Below are 13,467 nucleotides of genomic sequence, written 5' to 3' on the forward strand. Positions count from 1 at the left end.
CGAGCGTCGCAGGCGGCGTGCCCTTGAGCGTGCGCGTGACGGCGAGGCGCACGACCTGACAGCGCGCCGGCGGGATCGGCCCGGCGAAGCCCGCCGGTCGGTGCGGTGTCGCGGGGCGTGGCCCCTGGTACAGCACGGCGACGACGCGAGCGACGACCGCGGTCTGCGTGGCCGGGAGCAGGTCGGGCAGTGGCGTCGGCGGGAGTGCCGTGAGCGCTGTGTCAGGGCGTCCGAGCTGCTGGGCGGTGACGGTCGCGGCGCCCCGGCACGCCGCGGCATACGGCGCCCGGGATCCGGCACCGGCCGGCGCGGCGAGCAGCAAGGAGGCGGCGGCCGCGCCGCCCAGCGCGGCGAGCCGGCGCGTCACTCGAGCAGGTCGGGCTGCTCGCGCACAATCGAGTCGTAGAGCGGCGAGAAGCTGAACCAGCCGGCGACGTGCGAGCCGACCTGGGACGCGGTCAGCCGTGCGGCGTCGGGGCTGATGTGCACCGGCGTGCCGGCGGCCTCGGCGAGCAGCTGGGCCTGACACGACCGCTCCATCGTGATGAACCACCAGACGGCCTCGTCGACCGTGTGACCGACGGTGAGCAGCCCGTGGTTGCGGAGGATGAGCGCCTTGGCGTCGCCGAGGGCGTGGGCGAGCCGCTTCCCCTCCTCCAGGTCGAGCACGACCCCGGTGTAGTCGTCGAACAGGGCGTGGTCCTGGTAGAACGCGCAGGCGTCCTGGGTCAGCGGGTCGAGCAGCCGGCCCAGCGAGGACCAGGCCTTGCCGTGCAGCGAGTGGGCGTGCGCCGCCGCGACCACGTCGGGCCGCGCCTCGTGCACCTGGGAGTGGATGGCGAAGGCGGCCGCGTTCACGGGTCGTGAGCCCTCGACGACCTCGCCGTCCCGGTTGACGAGGAGCAGGTCCGACACCCGGATGTGCTTGAAGTTCATCCCGAACGGGTTCACCCAGAAGTGGTCCCGGTGCTCCGGGTCGCGGGCGGTGATGTGACCGGCCACGCCCTCGTCGAAGCCGAGCTTCCCGAACAGGCGGAAGCCGGCGGCGAGGCGCTCCTTGCGGTGCTGGCGCTCGGCCTCGACGGTGGCGAACTTCGGGAGGTAGTCCGCGTACGGCGCGAGCTGGTCCAGGTCGTTCTGCGTGGTCGCCATGGCGGTCCTCCTCGTCGGCCGACCCGACGACCCGATGGTACCCGCGGCCCGTTTCAGGCCCGATGGCCGGCCAGGTCCGCGGTGTCGCCCCCCAGGATGCGTCGCACGTCCCGCAGCAGGGCGCGCCGCCCGTCGGCGCGGTCCACGTCGTGGCGCAGCCAGTCGCCGCCGGCCTTCACGTCGGTGGCGAGGCCGGTCGAGAGGGCGTGGAAGTGGAGGAAGGCGCCGCCACCCCGGGTGAACGTGCCGGGGCTGCGCTCCCGCAGCGACGGGAGGCTCCGCAGCTCGGCCAGCAGCGGCGCCAGCCGCTCGAGGTCGCGAGGCCCGAGCCGGGCCACCGGGCTACGCGGCGTCGGCGGGCAGGCCGACCGTCTTCAGCTCGAGGTACTCCTCGAAGCCGGCGATCCCGTGCTCCCGGCCGATCCCGCTCTCCTTGTAGCCGCCGAACGGGGAGTCGGCGCCGAACCACTGCCCGCCGTTCACCGCGACGGTCCCCGTCCGGAGGCGCGACGCCACCGCCAGCGCCCGGTCGAGCGAGCCGCCGTTGACGGCGCCCGAGAGCCCGTACCGGGAGTTGTTGGCGATCCGAACCGCGTCGTCGTCGTCCTGGTATCGCAGCACCACGAGGACCGGCCCGAAGATCTCTTCCTGCGCGATCGCGGCGTCGGGGTCGACGTCGACGAAGAGCGTCGGCTCCACGAAGTATCCCTTCGGCAGCCGCTCCGGGACGCCGCCGCCGACGACGAGCCGGGCCCCCTCGGCCTTCCCCCGCTCGATGAAGCCGAGGACGCGGTCGCGCTGGCGGGCGTTGATGAGCGGGCCCATCAGGTTGGCCGGATCGGTCGGGTCCCCGTACGGGAAGCCCTCGAACGCGGCTTGGAGCAGCTCGACGCCCTCGTCGTACCGCGAGGCCGGGAGCAACATCCGGGTCGTGATCGCGCAGCCCTGGCCGGCGTGCATGCACGTCATCGAGCCGGCGGGGACGACCGCCGCGAAGTCGGCGTCGTCGAGGACGATGTTCGCCGACTTGCCGCCGAGCTCGAGGAAGACCCGCTTCAGGCTCTCCGAACCCCGGGCCATGATGTGCTTCCCCGTGGCCGACGATCCCGTGAAGCTGATCATGTCCACGCGAGGGTCGCCCGTCAGCACCTCACCGACCGCAGCCTTGTCGCCGGACGTCACGACGTTGACGACCCCCGGGGGCAGGTCGGTCTGCTCGGCCGCCAGCCGGCCGAGGAAGGTCGCGCTCCACGGCGTGTCCGGCGCCGGCTTCAGCACGACGGTGTTGCCGGCCGCGAGCGCCGGACCGAGCTTCGAGAGGTTGAGCATCAGGGGAAAGTTCCACGGCGTGATCGCGCCGACCACGCCGACCGGCTCCTTGTAGACGCGTCGTCCGCTGCGCATGCCCATGAACTCGCGGACGGGAAGGTCCTCCTGCCACGAGTAGGAGTCGACGACGTCGATGTCCCACTGCAGGTCGTCGATGCACGAGTCGAGCTGCACCGCGTAGGTGAGCATGATCGGGGTCCCGACCTCGGCGACGATCTGAGCTCGGAGCGTCTCGCGCTCGCGGTCCAGCGCGTCCTTGAGCTGCCGGAGGCAGCGTCGGCGCAGGGCCCGGTTCGTCGACCAGTCGCCGTCGTCGAAGGCGCGTCGCGCCGCCGCGATCGCCCGGTCCATGTCTTCGGGGCCGGCGTCGGCGACCTGCCCGATGACCTCCTCGGTGGCCGGGTTCACGTTGGGGAACGTCGCGCCCGACGTGGCATCGACGAGCTTCCCGTCGATGAGCATCCGCGGCTCGGCCTCGTACTCGACCATCAGCCCTCGCTTCGTCGATGACCCTGCGTCCGGGACTGTACCGCTACATTCGGCGCGTGCGGATCGCCGCGCTCGACCTCGGCACCAACTCGTTCCATCTCCTCGTCGCCGACGTCCACTCCGACGGGGAGTTCGAGGCGCTGACGCGCGAGAAGGCCATGATCCGCCTCGGGGACGTCGTCGCTCGCCGGGGCGCCATCTCGGACGGTGCCGCCGACGTCGCGGTCGAGACCGTGCGCCGGTTCAAGCTCCTCGCCGACGCCGCCGGCGCGACGGAGACGCACGCGTGTGCCACGAGCGCGATCCGCCAGGCGACGAACGGCGACGCGCTCGTCGACCGAATCGAGGCCGAGACCGGTGTGGCGGTCGAGGTGATCAGCGGCCGCCGGGAGGCCGAGCTGATCTTCGGGGCCATCCGGGCCAGCGTGATGCTCGACCCGGCGCCGGCGCTGTGCTTCGACCTGGGCGGCGGGAGCCTCGAGGTCATGGTCGGCGATGCCGCCGGGCTGCGATGGTCCGCCAGCGAGAACCTGGGGGTCGGGCGCCTCACCGCCGAGCTCGTGCACAGCGACCCGCTCTCAAAGGAGGACCGGCGGGCCTTGCAGGCGCGCACCACCGACGCGCTGGCGCCGCTGGCCGAGGAGGCGGCCGCGTACACGCCTCGGCTCGTGGTCGGCAGCAGCGGGACGCTCCTCGACCTCGCGCACATGGTCGCAGCCCGCCGCGCCGTCGACGTGCCGGTGTCCCTGAACCAGCTGCGGTTCACCCGCGACGAGTTCCTCGTCCTCCACAAGGAGATCCTGAGCTCGAAGGCGGGCGACCGCGTTCGGATGGAGGGGCTCGAGGCCCGCCGGGTCGACCTCATCCCCGCGGGGTCGATCGTGCTCGCCACGGCCATGGATCTGTTCGGCTTCGACGCCATGACCGTCAGCGAGTGGGCCCTGCGCGAGGGCATCGTGCTCGACGTGATCGGCCGCCACGACCCGAGCGACTGGTCCGACGACCCGCGGGCGATCCGCCGCGCCTCGGTGCAGGGCTTCGCTCGCCGCTGCGACGGATCCGAGCAGCACGCCCGTCAGGTCGCGCGGCTCGCGCTCGAGCTCTTCGACCAGACCGGCGACGTGCACCACCTCGCTCCGGAGGACCGCGAGCTGCTCGAGTACGCCGCGCGGCTGCACGACGTCGGGGAGCACGTCTCGACGAGCGGGCACCACAAGCACGGCGCCTACCTGATCCGGCACGCCCAGCTCCGGGGGTTCACCCCCGAGGAGGTGCAGCTGCTCGCGGCGCTGGCCCGCTGGCACCGACGGGGGGAGCCCAAGCTCGGCGACGAGTTCGGCATGGTCGAACGCGGGCGGCTCCGCCGTCTCGCCGCGATCCTGCGGCTCGCCGACGGCCTCGACCGGGGGCGCAGCCGGGCCGTGGACCACGTGGACGTGACGATCGGCCCGTCGCTCGTCGTGCTGCGGCTGCGGTCCACGCGCGACGTCGAACTCGAGCTGTGGGGCGCTCGAAGGAAGCGAGAGCTGTTCGAGAAGGTCTTCGGACGCGACGTCGAGCTCATCGCCCACGTCACCCACCCGACGCGGGCCGATCGGCAGCCTCAGGAGGGCCCGGTCACGGTCTGATCGATGATCCGAGCGGTGGTCGCCAGCAGGGCCTCGGGCCCGACGCCGAGCTCCTCGATCTCGCGGTGGAAGGCGGCCACCCGCTCGGTCATCGCCACCATCGCCGACGCGGCGGCGATCGGCGACACGTCCGAGCCGATCCGGCCGGCGCGCTGCGAATCGGCGACCCGCGCCGCGAGCGCCTCGGTGATCGGTCGCAGCGAGGCGTTCCGCACGGCGCGGAAGCGCTGGTCTCCCTCCTGAGCGGCGAGGTTCCGGACCCGCAGCACCGCCCGGTGCTCGTCCCACGAGACCACGAACGCCTCCACGATGCGACGCGCCGAGCGCTCGGTCCACGGCTCGGCGAGCAGGCGCGAGACCGCGCCGAGGTCCTCGGCCGCCTCCCCCGCCAGCGCGAGGACGGCGTCCTCCACGTCCCGGAAGTACTGGTAGAAGGTGGCCGGCGACGTCCCGACCGCGCGCGCGATGTCGACGACGCGCAGGTCGCGCAAGCCACCGGTCTCGAGCAGCCGCGCGGTCGCTTCCAGGAGCCGAGCGCGGGTCTGCTGGCCGCGGCGTCCGAGGGCGCGGCCGTCGAGGGCGACGGACTCGGAGCTCATGGCGCGGCGCGGCTCGTCATCCGAGCGCTCCGGCCTCACGCAGCGCGTCGGCGTGGCGATCGTCGTAGCCGAGCACGTCGCGGAGCACCTCGTCGGTGTGCTCCCCCACCTTCGGCGCCCGCGTCGGGGTCGGCAGCTCCTCACCCTCGAGCTTCACCGGCAGCGGGATCTCGTCGGCGCCGAGCCGGGCCGCGGGGATCCACGGGAAGCGGTCCTGGAACTGCGGGTCGTCGGCGATCGTCTTCGACGTGTTGACGGGCGCGATCGGGGTGTTCACCTGGTTGCCGAACTCGATCCACGCCTTCGACGTCCGGGTGCGGAAGATGTCACGCAGCTCGCGCTGCAGCTCGCGGTTGTGGCGCGCGTGGTCGGCGTACTCCTCGCCCGGCCAGCGCTCGAAGAGGTCCGGGCGGCCGACGCCCTCGCAGAAGTTCTTCCAGAAGGCGCGCTCGGACGCCATGAACAGCACCTGGCCGTCGGCGGAGTCGTACATCTGGTACCGGACGCCCTCTCGCATCCCCGCGGTGCCGGGAGCGCGGCGCTCGTAGTTGTCGCTGGCGTTGCCGGTGACCTCCGACTCGGGCCGCTCGTACGCGCGCCAGGTCTCGATCCGGTACCAGTCCATGTACGCGGCGGTGTCCGACTGCGCCAGCTCCATGGCGGAGCCCTCCCCGGTGGCCCGAGCCCGGGTGATGCCGGCGAGCACGGCGAGCGCGCCGAGCAGCGGGCCGGCGTGGATGCCCATCGAGGGGTGCTCGGGGAGGTAGCAGAAGCCGTCCTCGTCGTAGGCGGCCGGGACGAGCCCGGCCCAGGTGTCGAAGGCGATCCCGTGGGCGGGGAGGTCCCGGTAGGGGCCGGTGGCCCCGTACCCGGACAGCGAGCAGAACACGATGCGAGGGTTGACGAGGCGGAGCTGCTCGTACCCGAGGCCCCGCTTGGCGAGCGCGCCCGGCCGCATCGCCTCGACGACGGCGTCCGCCCGACGCACGAGGTCCAGGTACACCTCGACCGCCTCCGGGCGCCGGAGGTCCAGGACGACGCTGCGCTTGCCGCGGTGGATGTGCAGGTGCAGGAGCGATTCGCCCTCGACGATCGGCCACGTCATCCGTCGGATGTAGTCGCCCTGGGGCGGCTCGACCTTGATGACGTCGGCGCCGAGGTCGGCGAGGAACGACGTGAGCTCGCCCGGGCCGAGCAGCGAGCTCTCGATCACCCGCACGCCGCGGAGCGGGCCGCGGTCGGGCGCGCTCACAGCGAATCGCCGGCCGACAGCACGGTCCGGGGATGGGGGGTCATGAGCTCCTCACGCCAATCGGTGAGGAACTCCCGGGCGCGGGCCCGCCAGCGCGCGATCCGCTCGTCGTCGTGCTGCGCGCTCGCCCGTTGGAGCTCGCAGTGCCGGGCGGGGTCGGTCGCCCAGATCGTGAGCACCTCCCGGTCGGTCAGCAGCACCTCGTAGAGCCCGACGAGGGTGTGGCCGTAGTCGGCCAGGACGGGGCGCCACTCGTCGCGCACGACTGCGAGGTAGTCGAGGGCGGCGCCGGCCCGGCACCGGGACAGCTCGTGGACGAACACCGGCGCCCGGACATCGGCGGCGCGGAGCTCCGCGAGCGACGGGCACCCGGGCGCTCCCGCCATCAGCCGATCGACCCCGCCGGTTCGCACCTCGAGCGCCCGTCGCCACCACTCCTCGAGCTCGGGGGTGCGCGTGCGGCGCAGGTTGGTCCGCTCCATCAGGCGCCGCCACCCGTCCCACCCGTCGACGCACTCCCAGAGGTTGATGACCTGGGGCCAACGGCCGGTGGACCCCATCGTGTACCACGTGCCGACGAGCTCGAGCGTGCCGCCCGACGCGTCGCCGGCGCCTCGCGCCGCCGTGTGCTCCATGTACGGCATCGCGCCCTCACCCACGATGTCGATGTACTCATGGAGGTACACGTTCCGATCCGACACCGGCCGGATCGTATCGGCCGACGCCGACACTCGAGACCAAACGCGCACCCGGGCCGCGCGGTGCGGCCGCGAGGCCCGCCGGTCACGCGGATGGCGCGCGACGATGACCGCGTGGGGACACCGGGGGTGGCCGAGCGCAGGGGTCGCCTCGTGGTCCTGGCCGGGCCGGGCGTGATCGACCAGGGCGCGGTCGAAGGGCTGCGGGCGTTCGCGGCCGCCGGCGAGCTCGGCGTCGCAAACACCTGGGGCGCGAAGGGCGTGCTCGCGTGGGACAGCCCCTTCCACCTCGGGACGTGCGGCCTGCAGGACCGCGACTTCGAGCTCCTCGGCTTCGGGTCGGCGGACGCGATCGTCACCGTCGGCGCCGACCCGGTCGAGTCACCGTGGTCGCGCCTCGGGCCGGCGCCGCTCGTCGACGTGCGGCCGGCCGACCTCGCGGCCGCCGCCGGCCGCGTCGTGAACACCGGTCCCCCGCTGCCGAACGAGCTGTACCCCCGCCTCGCCGCCGTCGCCCAGCCCGGGTACGTCGACGACCGGGTGCCGCTCCACCCCGCCCGGGCCGTGGCTGACGTCGGCGCCGCGCTCCCGTCGGACGGCTTCGTCGCCGCCGAGCCCGGCCTCGCGGGCCTGTGGGTCGCGCGCACGTTCCCGACCCCCGCCCTGGTGCCCGGGGCGTCGCGGCGCGTCCAGGTGCCGGCGAGCAGGGACCCGGGTGTCGCGGTGCGGCTGGCGGCCGCGCAGGCGCGCGCGGGGCGGCCGGCGGTCGCGGTCACGACCGCGCCGCTCGACGCCGCCAGCGCCGACGCGGTCGACGACCTGCTCGGCACCGCGCTCCCCGTCGTCGTCGAGCTCTGGGGCGAGCGGGGAGACCTCGACCGCGCCGGCCAGCACGCCGAGCGGCTCGCCGACGCGCTCGCGGTACGTTCCCCTCGCGTGCTCGAGGTGCCCGTCGCCTTCGAGGCCACCGCCCTGCTCGTCGCCGCGGCCGGACCGGTGGTGGCGTGGGGAGGTCTCTAGCGTCGTGGCCGGGGAGGAGCGGACGATCGAGCGTCGCACGGCCGTCGTCACCGGGGCCTCCTCCGGCATCGGGCGCGCCATCGCCGTCCAGTTCGGCCGGGTGGGCTGGCGCGTCGCGCTCGGCGCCCGTCGGGCCGACCGGCTCGAGGCAACCGCCGACGAGGTTCGGGCGGCCGGCGGCCAGCCGCTCGCGCACCACCTCGACGTGACCGACCCCGATTCGATCGAGCGGTTCTTCGGTGCCGCCGAATCCGCCCTCGGGCCACTCGACGTGCTCGTGAACAACGCCGGGGTGGCGACGCCGGGCTGGCTCCACGAGCTCCCTGCCGACGCCCTGGCCCGCGAGGTCGCCACGAACCTCTTGGGTCCGCTGCTGACCACGCGGCTCGCCGTCGCGTCGATGCGCCGCCGCCAGCGCGGCGACATCGTGTTCATCACGTCCGACGCGACGCGGCACGCCCGGCCGCGGATGGCCGCCTACACCGCGACGAAGGCCGGGCTCGAGGCGCTGGCGCACGCGCTGGCGATGGAGCTCGAAGGCTCGGGGGTCCGGGCCACCACGGTGCGGGTCGGGCCGACCCTCAGCGAGTTCGGGTTCGGCTGGCCGCCGAACGAGCTCGAGGACCTGATGGGCTACTGGCCCCGGTTCGGCCTCCAGCGGCACGCCGGCGTGCTCGACGCCGCGGCCGTCGCCGCGGCGGTGCTCACCGTCGTCACCGCCCCCGCGGGCGTGCACTTCGACACCATCGAGGTCCAGCCCGAGGCCCCCGTGGGCGACACCGGTCCCGCCCCGCCCTTCGAGCACCCGCCCGAGTGAGCGCGACGCCCGCCGTTGACCGCCGGGCCCGAGCCCGCGATCCTGACCCCGTGCCCGAGCCCGACGAGTGCGTCCTCGACGCCGACGGCCACGTCTGCGAGCCGCCCGACCTCTGGACCCACGGCCTCCCGGCCCGCCTGCGGGACCGCGGGATCCGGCTGCGATGGAACGAGGCCACCGGCTACGACGAGTGCCTCGTCGAGGACCAGATCGCCACCGACCGCGGCCTCGTGGGCCTCGGCAACGCCGGCGAGTCGTTCGAGGACTTCGGCCGCGGCCGCCACTACGAGGACCTGAACCCGGCCGGCTTCGACGCCACCGAGCGCGTGAAGGTGCTCGACTCGGAGGGGATCGACCTCGCGGTCATCTACCCCGGCCTCGGCCTGAAGCTCGGCGGCATCCGGGACCCGGAGCTCGCGGTGTGGTCCTGTCGCGTCTACAACGACTGGCTGGCCGAGTGGACCGCGGCGGCGCCGACCCGGCTCCGCGGCGTCGGCGCGCTGCCCATGCAGGATCCAAACGCCGCCGCCGAGGAGGCCCACCGCATCCGCGAGCTGGGCCTCGTCGGCGGGTTCGCCCGGCCGAACGCGTACCTCGACCGGCCGTTCCACCACCCCGCCTACACCCCCGTGTGGGAGGCGCTCGAGGAGACCGGGCTGCCGCTCGCGCTGCACCCCGCCGGCCTGCCCGACATGCCCGGCGCCTCACGCTCGCTGCTCACGCTCATGGCGCCCGGCACCCACCACGCCCTGATCCTCCTGTTCGACCAGCAGATGACGCTCTCGAACCTCACCTACGGCGGCGTCCTCGAGCGTCATCCCGACCTGCGGGTCATCGTGCTCGAGTGCGGCGGCGGGTGGATCGCCCACTGGATGGACCGGCTGAACGAGTTCGAGGAGAGCTACGGCTGGGCCACCGCGGCCCTGTCGCTGACCCCCGAGGAGTACTTCCGGCGTCAGTGCTGGATCAGCTTCGACCCCGGCGAGCGGACACCGGCCGCGCTGGCACCGCTGGTCGGCGCCGACCGGTTCATCTGGGCGTCCGACTTCCCGCACAGCGACGCCAAGTTCCCCGGGGTCGTCGACGAGCTCCGGGAGCACAACGCCGGTCTCGAGCCGGCGGCGCGGGCCGGGCTCTTCGGCGGCAACGCCCTGGACCTGTACGGCCTCGCGCCGACCGTCTGACCGTCGCCGTGCCCGACGTCGACCTGCTGGTGCGAGGCGGCCGCGTCGTCGACGGGACCGGCGCCCCGGGCCGGGCCGCCGACGTCGCCGTGCGCGCCGGTCGGGTCGCCGACGTCGGCGAGCGGCTCGACGCCACGGCCGCGCGCGTCGTCGAGGCCGACGACCTCCTGGTGACGCCCGGCTTCGTCGACGTGCACACCCACTACGACGCCCAGCTGCACTGGGATCCCACCGCTTCACCCGCGTCCTGGCACGGCGTCACCACGGTCCTGACCGGCAACTGCGGCTTCACGCTCGCGCCCTCCCGGCTCGACGACCGGGACTGGCTGCTGCGCATGCTGAGCCGGGTCGAGGGGATGTCCTCCGACGCGCTCACCGCCGGCGTCGACTTCGCGGGCGGCTCGGTCGCCGACTTCCTCGACAACCTCGAGGGCCGGATCGGCGTCAACGTCGGCGTCAACGTCGGCCACTGCGCGCTCCGTCGACACGTCATGGGTGACGACGCCTCGGAGCGGGCGGCGACGGGCGACGAGGTCACGGCCATGCGGGACCTCCTCCGCGCCGCGATGGACGACGGCGCCGTCGGCTTCACCTCGTCACAGCTCGAGATCCACCAGGCCCACGACGGCCGGGGCGTGCCGTCGAACTACGCGGCCCCCGACGAGCTCGTCGCGCTGGCGTCGGTCCTCGGCGAGCTCGGGCGGGGCTCGATCGAGTTCATCCCGCGATCGTTCCTCGTGGGCTACGACGACGACGACCGAGCCCTGATCCGAGGCATGGCGGTGGCCTCGCGTCGGCCGATCCACCTCAACACGCTGACGATGATGCCGCACGCCCCCGACGGCTGGCGGCGCAGCCTCGAGTTCGCCCGCCAGCTCTCCGACGAAGGGCTCGCCCTCCACCCCATGTTCGCCAGCAACCGCCAGGGCGCCCACTTCCAGCTCGGCTCCACCTTCCTGTTCGACGAGATGCCCACGTTCCGGACCACCCTGACGCTCCCGGAGCCGGCGCGGGCCCGGCGGCTGCGCGAGGCGACGGTGCGCGAGCAGATGCGACGGGAGCTCGCCGACCCGACGGGGCGGTCGTTCGTCGTCCCGTGGTCGGTGCTGCGGGTGGAGAGCGTCCGCCGCGACGCCAACCGCCGGTGGCTCGACCGCAGCGTGAGCGAGATCGCGACCGAGCTCGGCGTGGACCCGCTCGACGCCTTCCTCGACCTCTCCCTCGAGGAGGACCTGGCGACCCAGTTCGTGCTCGCCGCGCCTCCCGACCCGAAACGGCGGGCCGCCACCGAGGCGATGATCCGCGAGCCCTTCGTGATGGCGGGCAGCAGCGACGGCGGCGCCCACCTCCTCTCGTTCTGCGGCGCCGACTACACCACCCGGCTCCTCACCGAGTGGGTGCCGGACGTGCTGAGCCTCGAGGCCGCCGTCGCTCGCCTCACCTCCATCCCCGCGGCCGCGGTCGGGGTCGGCGACCGGGGCCGCCTCGTCCCGGGGGCGCCGGCCGACCTGCTCCTCATCGACGAGGCGGCGCTCCGGACCCCCGACGCGCCGCGTTACGTCGAGGACTTCCCCGCGGGGAGCGGCCGCTTCGTGTGCGACGCCGACGGGTACCGCGCCGTCATCGTCAACGGTGAGGTCGTGCTCGACAACGGCGAGTGGACGGGCGCCACGCCCGGGCGGGTCCTGCGGGGCACCGGCCCCTGACGACGAGCCGGCCCGGCGGTACCCTGAGCGCCGGGAATCGAACGTGGAGGGCCGCCGCATGCGGGTCGACGATCTGATCCTGGTGAGCGTCGACGACCATATCGTCGAGCCGCCCGACCTCTTCGAGCGGCAGCTGCCGGCGAGGTATCGGGACCTGGCGCCGCGTGTGGTCCACCAGGACGACGGGACCGACGTGTGGGAGTTCCACGGCCTGCACGTGCCGAACGTCGGTCTCAACGCGGTCGCGGGCCGCCCGCCCGAGGAGTACGGGATCGACCCCACGTCGTTCGACGAGCTGCGCGAGGGCTGCTTCGACGTCGAGAAGCGGGTGCTCGACATGAGCGCCAACGGCGTCCTCGGGTCGATGAACTTCCCGTCGCTGCCCGGCTTCGCGGGCCGCCTGTTCGGGGCCCTCGACGACAAGGACGCGGCCCGGATCCTCACCGAGGCGTACAACGACTGGCACATCGACGAGTGGTGCGGGTACGCGCCCGAGCGCTTCATCCCGTTGGCCGTGCCGGCCATCTGGGACCCCGAGGTCACCGCGGCCGAGATCCGCCGCGTGGCCGCGAAGGGCTGTCACGCGATGACGTTCCCGGAGAACCCGACGCCGCTCGGGCTCCCGAGCCTGCACACCGACCACTGGGACCCCGTGTGGCGGGCCGCCTCCGACACCGGGACGGTCATCTGCATGCACATCGGATCCTCGTCGAGGCTCGTGGTGACGTCGACCGACGCGCCGATGGACGTGATGATCGTGCTGCAGCCGATGAACATCGTGCAGTGCGCCGCCGACCTCGTGTACTCGCCCATCTGGAAGCGGTTCCCCGACGTGAAGATGGCCCTCTCCGAGGGCGGGATCGGATGGGTGCCCTACTTCCTCGAGCGCCTCGACCACTCCTACCGGACCCACCGGGCGTGGACCGGTGCCGACTTCGGTGACCAGACCGCGAGCGAGTTCTTCCTCGACCACGTCATCCTGTGCTTCATCACCGACCCGGTGGGGCTCAAGCTGGTCCGCGACCACATCGGGGTCGAGCGCGTGACGGTCGAGATCGACTACCCGCACTCCGACACGACGTGGCCGAACGCCCCCGAGCGGCTCATGGCCGAGTTCGGTGAGACCGACCTCACCGACGCCGAGATCGACGCCATCACGCACGGGAACGCGATGCGGGACTTCCGCTACGACCCGTTCTCGGTCCGGCCTCGCGAGCGCTGCACGGTGGGCGCCCTCCGAGCCGAGGCCATCGGCGTCGACACCCGCCCGGTCTCGCGGGGCCGCCGGTTCCCCGAGCAGCACGGGATCACGATCGACAAGCTCACGCCGACGGCGTGACGGAGACGCCGGACCCGGTCGACGGCAGCGGGGGCGGGCCTCGCCGGCCGCTGCGGACGGAGCCCCGACCGCTCGTCGTGCACTGGGTCGTCGACACCGCGGTCGTGTTCCTCGCCACCATCATCGTGGGCCTGTTCCTCGGCGCGTCGTGGTGGGCCGTGCTCGTCGCCGCCGCCGTGATCGGCTCGATCGCGGCGCCGGTCACCCGGCGCGCCGACGAGCGCGCGATGGCCGCTCGACGGGCCTCCTGAGCC

General features: G+C 73.6%; 14 protein-coding genes. 7 read left to right on the forward strand and 7 right to left on the reverse strand.

Annotated features, from left to right (window positions below; genetic code table 11):
* The 4 genes from VG869_03935 to VG869_03950 all read right to left on the reverse strand — a co-directional run.
* Window positions 1–367: hypothetical protein (locus VG869_03935; GenBank protein HEV3450334.1), on the reverse strand; the 367-nt coding region annotated here is incomplete at its 3' end.
* Complete coding sequence (locus tag VG869_03940; protein HEV3450335.1) at window positions 364–1,152, reverse strand: class II aldolase/adducin family protein; 789 nt, start codon at window positions 1,150–1,152, stop codon at window positions 364–366. The genes VG869_03935 and VG869_03940, both read right to left, overlap by 4 nt.
* A 53-nt stretch (window positions 1,153–1,205) precedes the next feature.
* Window positions 1,206–1,490 (reverse strand): hypothetical protein, encoded by a 285-nt coding sequence (locus VG869_03945; protein HEV3450336.1) that lies wholly within the window; start codon window positions 1,488–1,490, stop codon window positions 1,206–1,208.
* Window positions 1,491–1,494: 4 nt separating this feature from the next.
* Window positions 1,495–2,970: an aldehyde dehydrogenase family protein gene (locus VG869_03950; GenBank protein ID HEV3450337.1), complete on the reverse strand. Its 1,476-nt coding sequence runs from the start codon at window positions 2,968–2,970 to the stop codon at window positions 1,495–1,497.
* A gap of 56 nt (window positions 2,971–3,026) precedes the next feature.
* On the opposite strand from VG869_03950, the gene VG869_03955 reads away from it, so the two are divergent.
* Entirely contained in the window at window positions 3,027–4,598 is a 1,572-nt protein-coding gene (locus VG869_03955) for a Ppx/GppA phosphatase family protein (protein HEV3450338.1), read from the forward strand.
* On the opposite strand, the gene VG869_03960 is transcribed toward VG869_03955, so the two are convergent.
* From VG869_03960 to VG869_03970, 3 genes are read right to left on the reverse strand one after another with little or no spacing between them, the layout of a single operon-like run.
* Complete coding sequence (locus VG869_03960; protein HEV3450339.1) at window positions 4,574–5,197, reverse strand: TetR family transcriptional regulator; 624 nt, start codon at window positions 5,195–5,197, stop codon at window positions 4,574–4,576. The genes VG869_03955 and VG869_03960 overlap by 25 nt on opposite strands.
* Before the next feature lie 16 nt (window positions 5,198–5,213).
* Window positions 5,214–6,449, reverse strand: coding sequence for a CoA transferase (locus VG869_03965; protein HEV3450340.1), 1,236 nt, complete (start codon window positions 6,447–6,449; stop codon window positions 5,214–5,216).
* Complete coding sequence (locus tag VG869_03970) at window positions 6,446–7,150, reverse strand: hypothetical protein (protein ID HEV3450341.1); 705 nt, start codon at window positions 7,148–7,150, stop codon at window positions 6,446–6,448. The genes VG869_03965 and VG869_03970 overlap by 4 nt, the downstream gene beginning before the upstream one ends.
* Before the next feature lie 111 nt (window positions 7,151–7,261).
* On the opposite strand from VG869_03970, the gene VG869_03975 reads away from it, so the two are divergent.
* The 6 genes from VG869_03975 to VG869_04000 are packed head-to-tail and all read left to right on the forward strand — an operon-like array spanning window position 7,262 to window position 13,464.
* Window positions 7,262–8,167 carry a hypothetical protein gene (locus VG869_03975; GenBank protein HEV3450342.1) on the forward strand — a complete coding sequence of 302 codons (906 nt, stop codon included), beginning with the start codon at window positions 7,262–7,264 and terminating at the stop codon, window positions 8,165–8,167.
* 4 nt (window positions 8,168–8,171) lie between these two features.
* Window positions 8,172–8,984 (forward strand): SDR family oxidoreductase, encoded by an 813-nt coding sequence (locus tag VG869_03980; protein HEV3450343.1) that lies wholly within the window; start codon window positions 8,172–8,174, stop codon window positions 8,982–8,984.
* Window positions 8,985–9,034: 50 nt separating this feature from the next.
* Window positions 9,035–10,168, forward strand: a complete 1,134-nt coding sequence (locus tag VG869_03985) for an amidohydrolase family protein (GenBank protein HEV3450344.1) — start codon at window positions 9,035–9,037, stop codon at window positions 10,166–10,168.
* 8 nt (window positions 10,169–10,176) lie between these two features.
* Entirely contained in the window at window positions 10,177–11,874 is a 1,698-nt protein-coding gene (locus tag VG869_03990) for an amidohydrolase family protein (protein HEV3450345.1), read from the forward strand.
* A gap of 58 nt (window positions 11,875–11,932) precedes the next feature.
* A complete protein-coding gene (locus VG869_03995; GenBank protein HEV3450346.1) occupies window positions 11,933–13,213 on the forward strand; it encodes an amidohydrolase family protein in 1,281 nt (426 codons plus the stop codon).
* A complete protein-coding gene (locus tag VG869_04000) occupies window positions 13,210–13,464 on the forward strand; it encodes a hypothetical protein (GenBank protein ID HEV3450347.1) in 255 nt (84 codons plus the stop codon). Before VG869_03995 ends, VG869_04000 begins: the two co-directional genes overlap by 4 nt.
* Window positions 13,465–13,467 lie beyond the last annotated feature (3 nt).

It is taken from the genome of Acidimicrobiia bacterium, from assembly GCA_035948415.1.
Lineage (GTDB): Bacteria > Actinomycetota > Acidimicrobiia > IMCC26256 > PALSA-555 > PALSA-555.